Raw genomic sequence first — 16,168 nt, forward strand, 5'->3', positions numbered from 1 at the left:
GTCTGCGGGCAGTGGGCGGTGGGCGGCGGCGTCCGTGCGCAGGATGTTCGCCAGAATCATGGCGTCGAGGTGGTCGGACTTCTTGCGGGCGACAGCGTGCCGGTCGCGGTAACGGGCGGCGGCCATGGGGTTGATCGCGTAGACCGGACGCCGGGTGGCGCGCAGGCAGGCGGCCAACAGGCCGCGGGAGGTCTCGATAGCTACCGGGATCGGGGATTCGGGGGTGTCGCCGTGGGTGGCGAGCAGGTCGAGGAGTTGTTGCAGGCCTGCGGCATCGTCGCCGATCCGGGCCCGGGCTAACAGGGCTCCCTCGCTGTCGACTACGGCGATGTCATGATGGTCGCTGGCCCAGTCGATCCCGCAGAACGCACTTGCGGTCATCCGTGCACGTCCTCTCGGTATTTCGCGTTGCGGCTGGTCACAGCCGTGCAGGGGCACGCGTCTCCCTAATGGAAGGGCTCTGATGGCCCGTCATCCGATTAGCCGTTCGTGACCCCAGCTGCCCGCGGGGCCCTCGGTCTTTCCTGGAGTTTGAAGGCTCCCGGTTCGTTGAGAGGTGATCCCCGCGAGGGGCTCGGACCACGAACTTCAACGATCCGATCATCCGATCGTCACGTCGGTGGTGGGCGCGCAGGTGTCCACAGCGGACGGTGCCGGGGGCGGCTCTGCCTTCGGAGTTCCAGTCCCCCGGGAGCGTCATGCCGCTTTCCGGCACCGACCACTGTTGTCACATCGGACCCGCTCGTCTGGCTTCAGGCATCTCGTGCCGGGCAGCGTTCAAGCGTGGATCCGGAAGAGTGGCACACCCCACGCACGGGGGATTCCAAGTCCCCCAGTAGCGGTGGGGCAGTGCCTCGCTTCACTGCCCATTAGCGGTGGGGCAGTGCCTCGCTTCACTGCCCATTAGGCGGCGTTCGCGGTGAACTTCCCTGAGGGCAGATGGGCGAGCGCGGAGTCTTCCAGATCGGCGAAGACCTGCTCGACCTGGGCGTGTTCACGGTGCATGGGTTCGGCCTGGGCCAGGACGAACGGGCTGTCGGTGAAGATGACGTGGTGGCGCCAGACGCCGAACAGCTCGGCCTGCCCCTCCGGCACGGACTTGGGGTTCAGCCGCTTCACGCGGCGCACGATCAGCCGGGCGGTGGTGTGAAACGCCTTCTTCTTGCTGGTGAACGCGGTGAACGGGACTTCGGCGATCTCCGCGTCGGAGATCCAGCGTTTCTCGGCGGCGTCCCAGACGGCGGCGGCGTACTTGATGGGGGTCCAGGCGGACTCGTCGATGGCCGCGATCGCCTCGCGGATCGTCTTCTTGACCGCGACGGCCAGCGAGAAGTGCGCGCCCGCCTTCCGGCACGCGTCGACCACCTTGTGAGAGGGCGGTATGAGACCTGATGCCCGATTCTTCGTTTCGTGTGGGGCGAGCGGGAAGGTCGCGGCGACGGCGGTCGACTACGGCCGGGGCTGGGTGAACAAGCCCTGCTCGGTCTCGGTCAGGATTCCGCGGTCGGCCAGCCGTTTGAGCTTCAGGCGGACGTTGTTGATGTTGTTGGGCGCGACCGTCAGGTCCATCGCCTCGCACACCTGCCGGGCCCGCAGCGGGTGGTCGGCCGCGGCGAACACCGCCATGATCTGCTGGTAGGCCGGATGATCCGGCAGCTTCGGTGTCGGCGGCGCGGGCGGTTGCGGGTCGGGCAGCTCCAGCAGTGTCTTGCGGGTGATCCGAACTTCCTCGGCCGCCCGGCCGAGTTCGTCGAGCTGCGCGGTCAGCTGCGTGATCTGTTCCCGCGTCTCCTCGGCCTGCGCGGTGATCTCCCGTTCCCGATCCTCCAGCCGCGCCAGCACTGCGCCGAGCGTCAGCTCCCCGCCGGTCATGCGGTGCGCCAGGCTGGCGTGGTCGCCCCGGTCAACCGGCGCAGTATCACCGCGGTCATCGCCCAGTACACCCGCGACTCCGAACTGCGGGGCCGGTGCTCGTAGTCGCGTACCAGCCTGCGGTGCAGCATCAAGATCCCATAGGCGCGCTCCACTCGACCCGATCTCCGTCTGGAGTGCCGCTCCCTCGCGCAGTTGCTCCTCGGACCAGTCGGTCACGTCGAGCAGTAGGCCGTCCAACGGCCCTGCGACCAGTTCGCGGTAGAGATAACCCGGCCGAGGTCCTGAGTTGGTGTGGTCAGTGCCGTAGACCCTTCCGCGCATCAGCTCGTCCATGCCGGCCAGCGTCGCATCTGGCACTGACAGTGGCACCGACGGCAGGGGCGTGAGCGCAGGGATGATCTTTCAGGTGATGTGCGCTCTGGCGGTGAACCGGCCCGATGCTGGCCGCCTCGTGCGAGTCATGGACCGAATCGACGAACAGCATGGGTCCGAGCCGGGCCTGGTGGTCCTGAACGTCACCGCCCACGACGAGGCGACCGCGATCGTCGCAATCTCACAACTAGTTCAGTCACGGGCCGATGCTGGTACGGCTGAGCCAGGCGGAAGCTTCTGGCCCGGTTCAGGCATCGCAAGTAGGCACATCACGAACCGGAAACCTTGGTTCCAGGTTTGCTCGGCGTGAACCCAGGCATATAGGTCGCGGGTGGAACTCTTGTAGGACCCATACCGCTTGACACACAGGTCGTAATATACGTCCCAAGATCCGAACTTCATGCCCTGGGGCGCCTTGACGTAGCCCAAGCCCTGGAATTCATGTGGTTCTTTGCAGTCCACCAGTCGATGGGCGTAGTTGTGTTCTTCTAGTTTCCTGGTGTTGTAGCAGTCGCCGATTGTGCTGTTCTCGACGAAGATCTGTTCGCCGTGCTTCCGATAGCTGCCCACAGGGCCGTAGAGGCTGACGGTCTTGCCGAAGAGCAGGCAGGCGGTGTTCCGTACGCCGTTGTCCCATGCGGCCTCGCTGGGTACCAGCGCGAAGGACCGGACGTCGGTCATCTTGCTCGTCGTGTCCCGCAGGAGGCCCGTACAGACGCCATGACCATTGGTCCTCGCGTCGTCCAGGGATGTGGATGCGTTCATGTCCAGGACCTGGCCGTCCGGGTTGCTTTTGCAGTCCACGATCTTCAGTTTGGGCAAGCCTTTGAACCGCTCGCCAAGCCAGGAGGCGTGGACGCAGTCTCCGGGTTTCAGCTCGCGGGTCAGTCCGACGTCGTCCCCGTATGGCAGGGCATGGCCGGTCTCAGCGGTCTTGTTGTTCGCGCCGCTGAACAATGCGACGCCCGCCCAGATGCCACCGACGACGGCCACGAGTACGACGGCGATGCCGCCCAGAACCCGTGCTGAAGGGAGCTTGGACCGCCAGGGATGCCGCGGCTGTGGCGCAGCCCCGCTGTCGGCCGTGGGGCCTTCCTCGGTCGGCGGTGCGCCAAGCAGCGGCCGCAAGGCGGAGGGTTTGTCCGGTTGCAACTGAGTTGTTTCGGCTGTCGGGGCCGTCGGCTCTCGCATCCGGGGTGCTGCACGTGGCCTGTCGGCGAGCTCGGCGAGTTTATGCATCGCCTCGTCGCCCCCCATCCTCTGTTCGGGGTCCTTGGCCAGTAGTCCGGCCAGAACGGGCCCCAGGTCTCCAGCCCGGGTCGGCGGCGGGGGCTCCTCGAAGAGCAGCGCCGTCAGCGTCTCGTAGGGGGTGGGGCGGTCGAACGGCCCGCTTCCCTCCACGGCGTAATACAAGGTGGCGCCAAGTGAAAAGAGGTCGGAAGCCGAGCTCGGTGCCACTCCGCGGGCGCGCTCCGGTGCCAGGAACCCTGGGGTGCCGATAATCCCCGACGTCCCGGTCAACCGTGTCTCGCCCGAGTCCGGCTGCAGCGAGATGCCGTAGTCGGCCAGCAACACCTGCCCGCCTTCGCCGCGGTCCTGAGCCTGCGGGGCGAGTTCCCCAGCGAGCAGGATGTTGGCCGGCTTGACGTCCCGATGCAGGATGCCCGCCCGATGGCCTGCCATCAATGCATCGAGCACGGCCAGACCGATGCGCGCAGTCTTCGCCGCTGGCAGCGGCCCGTGCGCATGTACCACCTCAGCGAGATCCCTTGCCCCGGGCACGAACTCCATCACGATCCAGGGCAGGCCACTCTCCTCGAAGACATCGAGCACGGTGGCCACGTGCGGGTGGCTGCGCAGCCGGGCGGCATGACGAGCCTCGACTCGGGCACGGGCGATCCGGGCGCCCAACTCCTCCTCCGGGATCCCCACTGGAAGAGCGAGCTCCTTGAGCGCCACCTCACACTCGAGCTTCTGGTCGTGGGCGAGCCACACCTGCCCCATCCCCCCGGCTCCGAGCCTGCGCAGCAACCGGTACCGCCCCGCTACCACGCGATTGGCATCCTCGCCCTCCGTCATGGCAGCCCTCCACAACGCCTGACTTCGAAACCGTATGAGTTCGAAACGCAAACGACAAATAGGTCGAGCGCAAACGGGCGAAGATCAACTGTGCACTGCCCCATCAGCCGGAACAGCGGCGCTGAGGGACTTGCCCGAGATCTACGACGGTCTGGTCGTACGCCTGATCGGCGTACTTCGTCGGTGCCCCTCCACACTCTGGCCTCCCCACGATCCCGGCCCGACCGGGGCCTCGAGCGGGCACAAACCCAGCCAGCATCGGCCAAACGGCTTGGGCACGCCGCCGGGAGAAGAAGACTTTCCCAGGTCCTCTTTGTGCTGCCCGGTCAGGGCAAGGGGCCGTTCTCACCTTGGGGTGCCGGCTGGGCGTCCGGTTCGCTGGGCACCGGGATACCCCCGCCCTCAGGCGTCCGGCGTTCCCCGGCGGGCTCGTAGCTCACGGTCGTGTCAGGGCAGTGGGCGGCGACCTCGGTCAGGGCCGCCACCTCGGCCTTGTCAGCGGTCAGCCCCCAGCGGAGCTTCGTGGCCGTCCAGTCTGCGGCGTAGGTGCAGTGTGCGGACTCGGCCGGCGGCAGCCAGTTCGCTGGGTCCTGGGCACCCTTGGAACGGTTGGTCTTCGCCGTGACCGCCACCAGTGACCGCTCCGCGGCAAGGTCGTTGGCGTACGCCTCGCGCTGATCAGCCGTCCACTGCCACGCCCCAGACGACCACGATTCCTCCAACGGAACCATGTGATCAACATCCAGTTTGGATGGGTCGGTGACGGTGACCCCGTCGTAGTAGGAGACCCACTCACCCCCCGACAGCTTGCAGCCCTCCCCGCGCTCGGCCTGCTTCACCGCCTCGGCGAGCATCAGCTCCTCCCGGGTGTCACACCCATCATCGGCCTGCACCCCGCCGTTCCAGTGCTTGAAGAACTTCCGGTCGTAGCCGCCCTCGTGCTCGGCAGCGACGGGGATCTCGGCAATGGCCCGGGCCAGCGGCATACCGCCACCAGCGCCACCGGACACGCCCTCCGGGCCTTTCGTCACCGAGGGGGCCGATGCGGCAGGCGTGGCAGGGGCCTTCTGGTCATCGGTCCCCGCGGCGGTGCAGCCGGTGAGCACGGCGGCAAGAAGCAGGGGCGCGGGGATGAGAGCGCGATGTCGTGACACTGGGACGACTCCGGGGGCTGTGGCCTGATGGGCACTCATCATCCCAGTCCAGCACGGACGAACAGGTGTGGGACGGCCCCGCGTACGTGCGACTGGAACGCGGGGCCGCCGACCCGCTGTCCTGTCCAAGCGGGCGCGCCACTTGCGACGGTACGGCCGGAAGCGGCCAGGCGCGCGTCGTGCACGTCCACTGTGCGGCCATACGGTGGGGCTCATGACCAGCTCCACCCGCGAGAAGCGCACCTTGCTCGCCTGCAACAGCTGCGGGGCCACGGAGGCGTGGTCGGCTGCGCGGGTCATCCGCGGCGTCAGCCCGGGGGCTCCGTAGGATCCGTGACCGTTTTTCTCTGCAGGGCCCAGGTCCGACGCACGTGCTCGACGCCGTCGATCACCTCGATCAACCGAATGACCACGGCAGGTTGACTGCTGTACAGCCCGATCCACCCCTGGTACGTACGCCGGGCGGGGTCGTTGAGCGCCCACTCGCCCGTGACCGCCGGGCCGCCCTCCTCGAACTGGAGAACGGCCCGATACGTGGTAGTCACCAGTCCGCCCCCGCGGCTGCGGGGGCTCCGGCAGTGGGAAGACGGCGCAGACGAGCAGGGCGCGGATGTACACCAGTCCGTGAAGTTCCGACAGCAGCGCGGCGTCGACGGTGGGATGCGTTACTCTGCCCCTGCGGCAGCACGCGCCTGCCAGACTCCCAGCCGGAAGAGCACCCACGCGCCGGCTCGCGGACAAGGGTCTCAGACTCGCGCGGCACCTCAACTCTTCGTGATGCCTTGCTACGGCATGGGCGTGGGCATGTCGTGGGAGGAACGTCATGAAGGACAAGAAGCGCAAGGACGCCATCCGGGCTGAGCAGAAGGCCTCGGGCCGCCGATACACCGCGGTAGCGCGCGAACTGGCCATCGCAGGAACCGAGCGGACCTTCTTGCTCCAAGACCTGCTGAGTGAGTGCGCCACCTTCCCCCCTGCCACCATCGACTGGGGGTACCCCGAGGAGCTGGCGCCCGCGGCGTTCGAGTCGCGCGTGCTGGGCGGAGCCGTGCCCTTCAGCACCGTGAAGCAGCTCGCCGGCGCGCTGGCCGAGGAAGGACGGCGGAGCTCGCCTGAAGGTGGAGTCGATGCACCCCCTGGAGACGGCAGTCGTGGCATGTGGGCAGCGGCGCTTCGACCTCGTACTGTCGCAGGACAGCTGGATGAGAGAGCTCTGCCGTACGCCCGGCTGCAATGACACCCCCGCCCATGACGTCATCGTCCATTGCCGACACCACCTCGCTGAGCGTCCTGTCAGCGAGCTGGTCTCCATGGCCAGTGACTGGGGGTACTACCACTGCGAGGGAATCAGTGACCCAACCCTGCTGATGGGCAGCCCAGACGCCGATCTGCTGGTCAAAGCGGCGGTCGTCCACGGTGCCTTCGAACAGGTCACGACAGCACTGCTGAACGCATGCTTCGACGACCCACACACCCTCGAAGAGCGGCACCTCTGGGACGAATCGGCGGCAATCGCCATCCGCTACGCAATGGACCGCGAGCGCGTCCGGCTGCAGCAGATAGCGACCACGGAGGCACGCCGCATCAAGAAGGCGACCGGATCGTGCACGGCCTGCGGGCAGGCCCTCCCCCCGTGGATCAACCTTCATCTGCCGCCCCAGTTCTGCTCCAAGAAGTGCACGCCGCCCAGCCCCGACAAGGACAGGGCATGGTCGCCCTGGTCGGAGCACATCGCGCCAGCATGATCGATAGCTGCCCCGCCCCCGTTCCGACGGGGCCAAGGCCGCCCTGCCGCCCTTGCTCACGGCACTCGCCGAGGCCCAGGACGAGCGGGTTCAGGAAGCAGCCCGGGCACTGCAGCAGCGCACCCCGGACCGCGACCGCATCCGGTCCCTGATCACCGGGGCACCGCTGGCCGACACCACCGAACTGGCCCGGCTGCACCGCCTGGCCACGCTGACCGGACCGGACACCGCCGTGGTCGCCACAGCTGTTGCCCGGCTGCGGGAGGCCATGGCCAGGGCCGACGACGCCCGCTGCAGCGACGCCGGTGACGCCCTCGCCCGCGCCGAACTCCTCGAGCGTGCACTGCTTGTACGCGCCCGGCACCGGACTGACCACACCTGCCCGGTCTGCCAGGCCCCGGACCGCCTGAACAACGAGTGGGTAGCCGCCGCCACCGCCCAGGCTTAGCAGCTGCGCGAGGAGGCCGCCGAAGCCCACGCCGCGCAGCAGGCCCTGCACGCGGCCACCGAGGAGCTGCGGGCGCTCGCCCACAACCGGCCGGGCGACCTGCCCGAGCACCTGCACGCCGTATGGGACGAAATGGGCCGCCTGCCGCGGCATCCGGGACCTGGTCGAACTCGCAGCCGCAGCCGAAAGGCGGGCCCTCGTGCTTGCCGACGCCTGCCGGTACGTGCGCGAGGAGGCGCAGCGCCGGCTCGCCGAGCAGGAGGATGAGTGGCGCAGCGTCGTGCCCAGGCTCGCCACCTGGCTGGACCTGGCCGACGGGGCCGCAGCGGCCAAGCCGGTGCTCACCCAGGTCAAAAGGGCACGCGCCTGGCTGAAGGACGTCCAGGCCGAGCTGCGAGATGCACGGATGAGCTCCATCGCCGAGCAGGCCCAGGAGATCTGGCGGTACCTCAGCCAGGAAAGCAACGTCACCCTGGGCGCCGTCACCCTCAACGGCTCCGAGAACTACAACGGGCGCGCTGTCGCGCTGAACGTCACCGTGGATGACGTGGACGCCTCCGCGCTGGGTGTCGTCAGCCAGGGAGAACTGTTCTCTCTGGCGCTGGCCCTGTTCCTCCCCCGCGCCATGTCGGTGCGCAGTCCGTTCAACTTCATCGTGATCGACGACCCGGTGCAGTCCATGGACCCCAGGAAGGTCGAGGGGCTCGCGCGGCTGCTCGACGCGATCGCCAAGACACACCAGGTCGTCGTCTTCTCCCATGACACCCGGTTGCCCGATGCAGTGCGCTTCCACCGGATCAAGGCCACAATCCTGGAGGTCGGCAGATTCCGGCACTCCAAAGTGACCGTGCGCCCGCGTCGACGACCCGGTCAAGCGGGAACTGGCAGCCGCCCGTGCGGTCGCCAAGGACCCCAAGGTCACTGCGGCTGTCCTCGGCGAGGTCCTCCCGGGACAGTGTCGCCTTGCCCTGGAGGCCGCGCTCCAGGAGTCGGCCCGCCGCACCCTGCTCGCCACCGGCATGGACCACGCCACGATCGAGGACCACGTCGGCAAGGCCCATGAACTCACCGACCTGGCCGCCCTCGCGCTCTTCGGGGAGCGGCGTGGCAAGCCTGCGGTGTACCAGGAACTCGGTCGACGGCTGGGCGCTGATGCATCTGCGGTCGTCGAGCAGTGCAACAAGGGCGCCCACACCACCATCCCGGACGCAGCCCACGCCACCCGGTTCATCGAGCGCGCAACCATCACCGCGGAAGGAATGCGTTCCCTGTGACAACCTCCACCGCGCCCGCCCTGACTGCCGCCGAACGCATGGCTGCCGCCGTCGCCCTGCTGGACGCCGGCGCCTCCGGGAGCGCCCACCCTCGCGCAACAGCCTTCCTCCTCCGCCGAGCGCTGGAAGGAAAGCTGGACGCCTACCTCAGCAGACAGCGTCCGGCACTCGGGCGGTGCCGCATGCAGACCAAGGTCGTCTGGCTGGCCCACCACCTGAACCCCGAACTCGCCGGCAGGGTGGCCGCAGTCTGGAGCAGCTTGAGCGGCGCATGCCACTAGCAGCAGTACGCCATGCCACCGACCCTCGGCGAGCTCCTGAGCTGGTACGACGAAGTCGCGTTCGTCCTGCGCGCCCTTCCGTCCTGACCGCGCCGGGGGGAAGCAGCCAAGCGCCATGCTGAAAGCCACCAAGTCACAGGTAGACGGAGGCCTGGCTGCTCGCCCACGCCAGGCTTCCGCTTCCTCGACTGTCAGCTCATGCGAGCGCTCGCATGAGGAGCGGCCGATAACTCGACGCGGTCACGGAGAACGCCTTCACCGCGGCGCAATGCGGCCAGCACGACCTGTTCGGCCAGCCCACCCCGGGTAGTGCCTCAGGCTGAGCCACGCCACCCAAAGCTCTTGAGTGGCTCAGGCCTCTCTGGCCGGTCTGCTGGAACTTCAACTGCTCCCGCAGCGCCGCGCCACCGAGCCGCCCGTGGGTCATCGCGTTCGGCGAGTTCCCGCTGTCATACGTGAGCAGCACGGCCTGACCTGCCGTGCCGGGAGTCGTGTGGATGCAGGCCGCCGAAACCAGAAGCGGGATACCAACTCCCGCCCGGGCGGACGAGAGCTGTCAACCACGAACGAGGCCGGCCTCGGCGCCGGGTCACCTGGTGGCGGGACAGCCGACCATGGGGGCCTGACACGCTGATTCATGTCTTGTCGCTACAGCCCTCGTTTAGCTGGGATCTGATCGCTACGGTGTGAAGCACAGTTGAGGCACAGGGGGGCTCGTGTCGTTCCAGACACCGATCACGATTGCCAACGCGTTGGACAGGATCCATGGCCGCGAGTACGTGTTGCCGGCGATCCAGCGCGAATTCGTCTGGTCGCGAGACAAGATTACCCGGCTGTTCGACAGTCTCATGCGCGGGTACCCGATCGGCTCGTTCCTGATGTGGCAGGTCAAGGAAAGCAATACCGGACGTTTCGCCTTCTACGAGTTCATGCGTGACTACCACGAGCGGGACAACGCCCACTGCGCCGCTACCGGTCCGCTGGGCAACCGGGCCATCACTGCCATTCTCGACGGCCAGCAGCGGCTGACCGCTCTCAACATCGGCCTGTGCGGCTCGTTCACCGCGAAGCTCCCGCGGATGTGGGCCAACAATCCGCTCGCCTACCCGAAGAAGGTCCTCTACCTGGACCTTCTTCATCACGGCCGAGACGATGACCTGGGCGTCGAGTACGACTTCCGCTTCCTCACCGCAGAGGAGGCCCAGGGCGCCAATCAGGGCGCGGAAGCCCACTGGTACAGGGTTTCAGATGTTCTCAAGTTGCGCGGCGCTCGGGACGTAATCCGTGAGCTCCAGCGTCATGGGGTTGCGGACGACGAGGTCGCCGGCGACGTGCTCAGTCGGCTGCACGAGGTCGTACACGTTGTCCCGACGGTGAACTTCTTCCTGGAAGAAGCACAGGAGCTGGACAAGGTCCTCAACATTTTCATCCGGGTCAACTCCGGAGGAACCGTCCTTTCCTACTCCGACCTCCTACTTTCGGTGGCCACCGCCCAGTGGGTCGAACACGATGCCCGGGAGACAATTCACCGTCTCGTTGACGAACTCAACAACGTGGGACAGGGGTTCGCCTTCAGCAAGGACCTGGTCCTAAAAACGGGACTAGTCCTGCTCGGGAAAGGGGACATCCGTTTCAAGGTCGACAACTTCGACCGCGAGACCATGGCTTCCCTTGAAAAGCACTGGACCGAGATCGAGAGCGCCCTGCGCCTGGGCGTCGCGCTGCTGTCCGACTTCGGCTTCTCCAGTGTCACCCTCACCGCCAACAGCGTCCTGATCCCGCTGGCCTACTATCTCAACCGCCGAAGCCTCGGCGACAGCTATCGCACGGCCGAGGCCGCTCGGGAGGACCGCGCGGCGATCCGCCGATGGCTGCAGCGCTCGCTCATGAAGTCGGGCATCTGGGGCAGCGGCCTGGACCGGCTGCTCACCGGCTTGCGTGCCGTGCTGGAGAAGGAAGGGGCACAAGGATGGCCGGGTGACGCAATCGAGCGCGAAATGGCCCGGCAGGGCAAGTCGCTTCGCTTCGAACCGACCGAGATCGATGACCTCCTGGACCTCAAGTACGGGTCGAAGCGGCTGTTCCCGATGCTTGCGATGCTGTACCCGGGCGTCGACACCCGTGACCACTTCCACGAGGACCACATCTTCCCCCGCAGTGTCCTGCGCTCACGGTCCAAACTGCGCTCCGCAGGTCTTGCCGACGACGATCTCCCGCTCATCGAGGACTGGGCAGACAGGGCAGCAAATCTCCAGTTGCTCAGAGGACCCGAGAACATTGCAAAGCAAGCTGGCCTGCCAGCTGCCTGGCTGGACAAGCATTTCCAGTCGGACGCCGAGCGAGAGAGCTGGCTGCGTGAGTACGACGCGACGGGCCTGCCCGACGGGGTGACCGGGTTCCAGGAGTTCTACGCAGCACGCCGGTCGCGGATGCGTCAACGTCTGGCGACCCTGTTGGGCACCGCCCTCACCGAACAGGTAGTCGATACGCCAGATGCCCCTCAGAACACGCCAGTAGATGAGCCCGACCCGGGCAATGAAGGTTTGTGAACCTTCATTGCCCAGGCGGAACCTTGCAACTTCCCACAACGTCGATCACGGGATGCCGACCCTATTGAGCGGCTCGCAGATACCACGGAGGCTCACCACATGGACTCCATCGCTGACTGGTACGCAGAGTACGACCTACCCGGAGGTAACCCGTCCAGGGCGCCGAACTACTACTACAGCGAGGACGACGACCCCATCGAGTACCCGCAGGAGGCATCTTCCGCCATGCCGCGCCTTCAGGACTACAGGGCGGATCCGCTCGAGTGCGCTGGCTGCGGGCACACCCATCCCGAGAGCCTCGACAAGCGCGGTCTCTGCCCATACTGCAGACCCTGATTAGAAGCCGTCTCTCAACCGAACGTGATCGTTTGATTCCTGCAGGTCAGGCATGGTTTCGCCCTGGGTGAGGGAGGCACGCCGGCGTCTTGTGTCCGCTTGATGGTCGAGGGGTGCGCGGTGGCGTCGGTGCTGGGAATGCTGGAGGAGCGGGAGGCGGCTGCCCGGGCGCGGGTGGAGGGTCTGCGGGAGGAAGTCGGACGGCTGGCCGAGGTGTTGGAGGCTGCGGAGATCGAGCTGGACCGGCGGGTGATCGCGCGGGAAGAGCTGGTCGAGGCCCTGGCAGTCTCTGCGGCCGAGACCACTGCCGTGCCGAGGCGGAGGAGCAAGCGGCGCCCTCGCTCGCGCCGGTGCCGGGCTCGACGGTGCCGCCCTGGCGGGACGGGCTGCCGGTGACGGTGCTGGCGCCCGACTACCAGCGGATCCTGGGCGTGGGGGCTTGTCCCTGCCGGCTGGGCCGTCCGTCTTTTGCGGGCTGGTCTCGTCTCTGTGTCGGGGCTGCGCCGCCGCTTCGCGCGTTGCCGCAATCGGCGAAAACCGGGGTGGTGGCCGCGCCGCGTGATGCGTGCTCAGCTCGGCAGTGCCGGACTGCCGCTGCGGGTAAGGGACCGGACGCTCCCGAGGGACAGGCCGGTGACGGTCGCGGTCAGTTCGGCGCTGTACCCCAGCGTCGCCAGCGTCTGCAGGTCCTCGCGCAGCAGGTCCGTCGCGCGAACGCGTGCCCCGGTGCGGCTGTGAACCTGCTCGGTGAGGAGCTCCCAGGCTCGGGTGCTGGGGTTGCCGGAGCTGATGACGGCGGGCCAGGCGTCGAGCAGGGCCGCGAACGCCGAGTGGACCGCTTCCGTCGCCCGCGCTGGACCAAGGTGGGCGCGGGCGTAGAGGAGGTAGTGGGGACGGTGGAGAGCCTGGAAGGCTTCGTAGGCGAGAGACAGCGGGCCGCTGCGGGCCGCGCCGTGGGCGTGGGTGCGCATGGGTTTCTCCCCCCGAGGAGTGCGGAAGGCGGCCTAGCCGAAGGCTGCGGCAGGTAGAGGTAGCCGCGTAGCCGCGGTGGGGTCGTCGGGTGGCGCGGTGGCGGCCTGCCAGAGGGGGCGGATTTCGGCGGGGTGGCCGCGGAGGGCGAAGACGATCCGGGCGGCGGTCTCCCAGTCCGGGATGTGCCCGCCATTGAGGACGCGGGTGATCTCGCTGATGGACAGTCTCCTTCTGGCGCCGGTGAGGCGCCGAACGGACCACAGATCGGGCCGGTCAGCAGCGAGATAGAGCGCGCTGAGCGCGGTGTGGAACTTGTCCTTCGCTTCCGCTGAGTCCTGGGGAGCGGGTTCGCGGGGGGAGTGTCGACGTCCGGTGGGCGTTGGGTGGCCTCCCAGAGGTCGCGTAGTTCAGGGAGGCTGCCGTGGCAGGCTACGGCGAATCGTTCGACGACGGGCCATGACGGACGGCGGGTGCCGGTGAGGATCCGGGAGACGTAGGAGGGTGAGACTCCGATGTCGTGTGCGGTCTCCTTGATCGACCTCTTGGTCGTGCGCTGGAGAAACGACAACGCCGCCGCTAGCTGCTGCGCGGGGGTCCTGCTGGGGCGGACCGGGTCGGCTTCGCATCCCGTTCCGCGGCCGTGCCCGGGCAGGTGGACCGAGTTGGCAGTGGCCTTGTTCGGTTCTGCTGGAAAGTTCCGGCTGGCGCGTGCCGCGCGGACAAGGTCCAAGCGGCGGGTGATGGCGTCCTGAGTCCACTTCTTACGCAGGCGCTCAGCCCCTCGGCCGGTGGCGCGGCAAATGTCCTTCCACGATTCGCCGCGGGCGCGTCCCCGGCCGACGGCAGCGGCCTCGACGTCCTCGATGAGCCGGTGAAGGCCGGTGACCTGGCGCATGAGTGTGCCGGAGTCTTTGCCGTCGTGGACGGCGGAGCAATAGTCAAGAGTTGTGGTTGTGGCCTTCTGTGGTGGATGTGGTGATCTCGGCTGCGGCGCGCCCGGCTTCCTCTCGCACGTCCGCGTCGGGGTGGTTGAGGAAGGGGTCGATCAGTGGGCGGGCCTGGGGGTCGTGCGTCGCGCCGAAGATGTAGAGCGAGTGAGCGAGTAGCTCGGGCTCCATCGTCGGCATGGCGGCGGCCAGCGGTTGGACGATGCCGAGCGGCAGGCTGTGGTGGTTGAACGCTTCGCTGATCGAGTTGAGGGCAGACTCGCGGACCATGGCCACCGGTTCGTTGACCGCCAGGCCGACCAGGCGTCCGACGACGAGGCGAGTGGAATCGGCGTCGAGTGCGTTGCCGCGCAGGAGGTCCCCGAAGACGCAGGCGGCGACGTCCCGCCGGTTCGGATCGCGGTCGGTCAGCGCTTCAAGTGCCAAATACATGTCCTTCACGCGGCCACCTCGCACCGCTCCACCAGGATGCCGTTCTCGAAGCGCGCGCCGGCACGGACGAGGGGCACCAGGTGAGCACCGGTGATCGCGCGCCATCGCGCTTGTGCGGACTCGACAAGCTTGAACACCATGGCGAGCGCCGCTGCCGGGCTGCCAGCACCACGGGTGACCTTGGTGCGGAGCTTGACGGTGGAGAAGGTGGACTCGATGGGGTTAGTGGTCCGTAGGTGGATCCAGTGCTCGGCCGGGAAGTCGTAGAACGCCAGCAGCTCGTCCCGGTCGTCGGTGATCTTCGCGACGGCCTTGGGGAACTTCGCGCCGTAGGTGCGGGCGAACGCTTCTATCGCCCGCTCGGCGTGGGCTCGGTCCTCGGCGTTGTAGATCTCCTGCATGGCCTTCGTCGCTCCCACCTGCGCGGACTTCGGCAGAGCGTTCGTGACGTTGCGGGCCTTGTGAACCCAGCACCTTTGATGCCGTGCTGCCGGGAACACCTCGGCCAGTGCCCTCCACAGGCCCATCGCGCCGTCCCCGACCACCAGCTCCGGGTCGCGCATGCCGCGCCGGCGGCAGTCGCGCAGCAGGTCGGCCCACGACTCCGTGGACTCCCGCAGCCCCTCGGCCAGTGCGACCAGCTCCTTCGTGCCGTCCAGGCGGACGCCGAGTAGGACCAGCACGCACGAGTGCGCCTGGCCAAGCCGGACCTTGGGGTGCACTCCGTCGGCCCACACGTAGACGAAGTCCCGGTCCGACAGGTCGCGCTGCTGGAAGACAGCGTGGTCGTCGCTCCACTGCTTGGTCAGCCGGGTCACGGTCGCCGGCGACAGGCCGGCCGTGCCGCCAAGGAACTGCTCCAGGGCCGGGACGAAGTCCCCGGACGACAGGCCGTGCAGGTAGAGCAGCGGCAGCACCTCGGAGATCTTCGGCGACTTGCGGCACCACGGCGGAAGGATCTTGGAGGAGAACCGCTTCCGCTCGCCGGTCTGCTCGTCGACGCGTCGGTCGTTGATCCGCGGGGCCTTCACCTCAACGGGTCCGGCCGCGGTGACCACGGTCCGGGGCCGGTGGTGACCGTTGCGGACGACCAAGCGGCGGCCAGCCTCGTCGGTCTCGGCGGCCAACTCGGCTATGTACTGGTTGACTTCCGCTTCCAGTGCGGCGGCAAGCATCCGGCGGGCGACCTCGCGGACGATCTCGTCGATCAAGGAGCCGGACTGGGTGGAGCCGTCCTCGGTGACTACGCTGAGCACGGGCGTGCCTTCCCGACCCGCGCTGCAACGCGGGCCTACTCGGAGACCTTCAAAGGATCATTCGGGAAGGTACGCCCTTCACGTGCCCTCCCGGAACCGATCCACAAGTCCTGAGCATTGCTCTTCATTCGGAACTCTTCGGTCAAGTGCTTCCGGTACCCGAATGTCGGCGGCCGGGGCCGCCGCGCGGATTGTGTGCCTAGACCTTTCCGAGCGGGAAGTCGAGGCTCTTGACCCTCACGTCCCGCCCTACGAGACCGCGCCAGCAGTTCCGGACGCTGCGTAGGGCCGCACGAATGCGTTGCAGCAGATCGGGACGTAGCCGCACGGCAGGTGGGATACAGGCTCCGCCTGACCGTGCGCGCCAGCACCTGTCATGACGGCGCGCCGCGTGGGGGCGTGGGTCAGTGGCCCGTTGGGTCCGGCTCGGGGACGGGCGCCCACAGGG

General features: G+C 67.7%; 16 protein-coding genes and 3 pseudogenes. 9 read left to right on the forward strand and 10 right to left on the reverse strand.

Going from position 1 to position 16,168, the window contains the following annotated elements; translation table 11 throughout:
* The 4 genes and pseudogenes from ACFV9O_RS33855 to ACFV9O_RS33870 form a co-directional block, all read right to left on the reverse strand.
* The coding region (locus tag ACFV9O_RS33855; protein ID WP_385424924.1) for a transposase at nt 1-381 on the reverse strand (381 nt) is incomplete at its 3' end.
* A 522-nt stretch (nt 382-903) separates the two neighbouring features.
* A complete protein-coding gene (locus tag ACFV9O_RS33860) occupies nt 904-1,365 on the reverse strand; it encodes a hypothetical protein (RefSeq protein ID WP_385424926.1) in 462 nt (153 codons plus the stop codon).
* A gap of 503 nt (nt 1,366-1,868) precedes the next feature.
* Nucleotides 1,869-2,030 (reverse strand): annotated as a pseudogene (locus tag ACFV9O_RS33865) (IS5/IS1182 family transposase); the annotation flags it as partial.
* A pseudogene (locus ACFV9O_RS33870) lies at nt 2,023-2,208 on the reverse strand (hypothetical protein); the annotation flags it as partial. The pseudogenes ACFV9O_RS33865 and ACFV9O_RS33870, both read right to left, overlap by 8 nt.
* 76 nt (nt 2,209-2,284) lie before the next feature.
* Between ACFV9O_RS33870 and ACFV9O_RS33875 the strand changes: the two are divergent.
* Entirely contained in the window at nt 2,285-2,557 is a 273-nt protein-coding gene (locus tag ACFV9O_RS33875) for a DUF6207 family protein (protein WP_385424979.1), read from the forward strand.
* Here the strand turns inward: ACFV9O_RS33875 and ACFV9O_RS33880 are convergent.
* Together ACFV9O_RS33880 and ACFV9O_RS33885 are read right to left on the reverse strand one after the other, a co-directional pair.
* Nucleotides 2,440-4,326: a protein kinase gene (locus ACFV9O_RS33880; protein WP_385424929.1), complete on the reverse strand. Its 1,887-nt coding sequence runs from the start codon at nt 4,324-4,326 to the stop codon at nt 2,440-2,442. The two genes, ACFV9O_RS33875 and ACFV9O_RS33880, sit on opposite strands and share 118 nt — an antisense overlap.
* Nucleotides 4,327-4,652: 326 nt before the next feature.
* Complete coding sequence (locus tag ACFV9O_RS33885; protein WP_385424932.1) at nt 4,653-5,480, reverse strand: HNH endonuclease family protein; 828 nt, start codon at nt 5,478-5,480, stop codon at nt 4,653-4,655.
* 823 nt (nt 5,481-6,303) lie between these two features.
* On the opposite strand from ACFV9O_RS33885, the gene ACFV9O_RS33890 reads away from it, so the two are divergent.
* The 8 genes from ACFV9O_RS33890 to ACFV9O_RS33925 all read left to right on the forward strand — a co-directional run bounded on the left by ACFV9O_RS33890 (nt 6,304) and on the right by ACFV9O_RS33925 (nt 12,113).
* Nucleotides 6,304-6,717 (forward strand): hypothetical protein, encoded by a 414-nt coding sequence (locus ACFV9O_RS33890; RefSeq protein ID WP_385424935.1) that lies wholly within the window; start codon nt 6,304-6,306, stop codon nt 6,715-6,717.
* Nucleotides 6,683-7,225, forward strand: a complete 543-nt coding sequence (locus ACFV9O_RS33895) for a hypothetical protein (protein WP_385424938.1) — start codon at nt 6,683-6,685, stop codon at nt 7,223-7,225. The genes ACFV9O_RS33890 and ACFV9O_RS33895 overlap by 35 nt, the downstream gene beginning before the upstream one ends.
* 52 nt (nt 7,226-7,277) lie before the next feature.
* Nucleotides 7,278-7,673, forward strand: a complete 396-nt coding sequence (locus ACFV9O_RS33900; RefSeq protein ID WP_385424941.1) for a hypothetical protein — start codon at nt 7,278-7,280, stop codon at nt 7,671-7,673.
* Nucleotides 7,674-7,872: 199 nt separating this feature from the next.
* Nucleotides 7,873-8,736: a hypothetical protein gene (locus ACFV9O_RS33905; RefSeq protein ID WP_385424944.1), complete on the forward strand. Its 864-nt coding sequence runs from the start codon at nt 7,873-7,875 to the stop codon at nt 8,734-8,736.
* Nucleotides 8,693-8,947 carry a hypothetical protein gene (locus ACFV9O_RS33910; protein WP_385424947.1) on the forward strand — a complete coding sequence of 85 codons (255 nt, stop codon included), beginning with the start codon at nt 8,693-8,695 and terminating at the stop codon, nt 8,945-8,947. The genes ACFV9O_RS33905 and ACFV9O_RS33910 overlap by 44 nt, the downstream gene beginning before the upstream one ends.
* Nucleotides 8,944-9,228 carry a hypothetical protein gene (locus tag ACFV9O_RS33915; RefSeq protein WP_385424950.1) on the forward strand — a complete coding sequence of 95 codons (285 nt, stop codon included), beginning with the start codon at nt 8,944-8,946 and terminating at the stop codon, nt 9,226-9,228. Before ACFV9O_RS33910 ends, ACFV9O_RS33915 begins: the two co-directional genes overlap by 4 nt.
* Nucleotides 9,229-9,944: 716 nt before the next feature.
* Nucleotides 9,945-11,777 carry a DUF262 domain-containing protein gene (locus tag ACFV9O_RS33920; RefSeq protein WP_385424952.1) on the forward strand — a complete coding sequence of 611 codons (1,833 nt, stop codon included), beginning with the start codon at nt 9,945-9,947 and terminating at the stop codon, nt 11,775-11,777.
* 99 nt (nt 11,778-11,876) lie between these two features.
* Nucleotides 11,877-12,113, forward strand: coding sequence for a hypothetical protein (locus tag ACFV9O_RS33925; RefSeq protein ID WP_385424955.1), 237 nt, complete (start codon nt 11,877-11,879; stop codon nt 12,111-12,113).
* Nucleotides 12,114-12,682: 569 nt separating this feature from the next.
* On the opposite strand, the gene ACFV9O_RS33930 is transcribed toward ACFV9O_RS33925, so the two are convergent.
* The 4 genes and pseudogenes from ACFV9O_RS33930 to ACFV9O_RS33945 form a co-directional block, all read right to left on the reverse strand.
* Nucleotides 12,683-13,084, reverse strand: a complete 402-nt coding sequence (locus ACFV9O_RS33930; protein WP_385424986.1) for a hypothetical protein — start codon at nt 13,082-13,084, stop codon at nt 12,683-12,685.
* Nucleotides 13,085-13,494: 410 nt separating this feature from the next.
* Nucleotides 13,495-13,980 (reverse strand): annotated as a pseudogene (locus ACFV9O_RS33935) (helix-turn-helix domain-containing protein); the annotation flags it as partial.
* 43 nt (nt 13,981-14,023) lie between these two features.
* The gene (locus tag ACFV9O_RS33940; protein ID WP_385424982.1) at nt 14,024-14,464 is read right to left on the reverse strand and encodes a hypothetical protein; all 441 of its coding nucleotides are present in this window, start codon (nt 14,462-14,464) and stop codon (nt 14,024-14,026) included.
* Nucleotides 14,465-14,469: 5 nt separating this feature from the next.
* Nucleotides 14,470-15,720: an IS256 family transposase gene (locus ACFV9O_RS33945; RefSeq protein WP_385424957.1), complete on the reverse strand. Its 1,251-nt coding sequence runs from the start codon at nt 15,718-15,720 to the stop codon at nt 14,470-14,472.
* Nucleotides 15,721-16,168: the final 448 nt, after the last annotated feature.

Origin of the sequence: Streptomyces sp. NPDC059909 (assembly GCF_042730885.1) — a bacterium.
Classification (GTDB): domain Bacteria; phylum Actinomycetota; class Actinomycetes; order Streptomycetales; family Streptomycetaceae; genus Streptomyces.

Excerpts from the sequence above, each read along its gene's own strand:
- ACFV9O_RS33890 (WP_385424935.1), top strand. The coding sequence starts at position 6,304 with ATGAAGGACAAGAAGCGCAAGGACGCCATCCGGGCTGAGCAGAAGGCC.
- ACFV9O_RS33940 (WP_385424982.1), bottom strand. The coding sequence starts at position 14,464 with ATGTATTTGGCACTTGAAGCGCTGACCGACCGCGATCCGAACCGGCGG.
- ACFV9O_RS33910 (WP_385424947.1), top strand. The coding sequence starts at position 8,693 with ATGGACCACGCCACGATCGAGGACCACGTCGGCAAGGCCCATGAACTC.
- ACFV9O_RS33895 (WP_385424938.1), top strand. The coding sequence starts at position 6,683 with ATGAGAGAGCTCTGCCGTACGCCCGGCTGCAATGACACCCCCGCCCAT.
- ACFV9O_RS33880 (WP_385424929.1), bottom strand. The coding sequence starts at position 4,326 with ATGACGGAGGGCGAGGATGCCAATCGCGTGGTAGCGGGGCGGTACCGG.
- ACFV9O_RS33925 (WP_385424955.1), top strand. The coding sequence starts at position 11,877 with ATGGACTCCATCGCTGACTGGTACGCAGAGTACGACCTACCCGGAGGT.
- ACFV9O_RS33875 (WP_385424979.1), top strand. The coding sequence starts at position 2,285 with ATGTGCGCTCTGGCGGTGAACCGGCCCGATGCTGGCCGCCTCGTGCGA.
- ACFV9O_RS33930 (WP_385424986.1), bottom strand. The coding sequence starts at position 13,084 with ATGCGCACCCACGCCCACGGCGCGGCCCGCAGCGGCCCGCTGTCTCTC.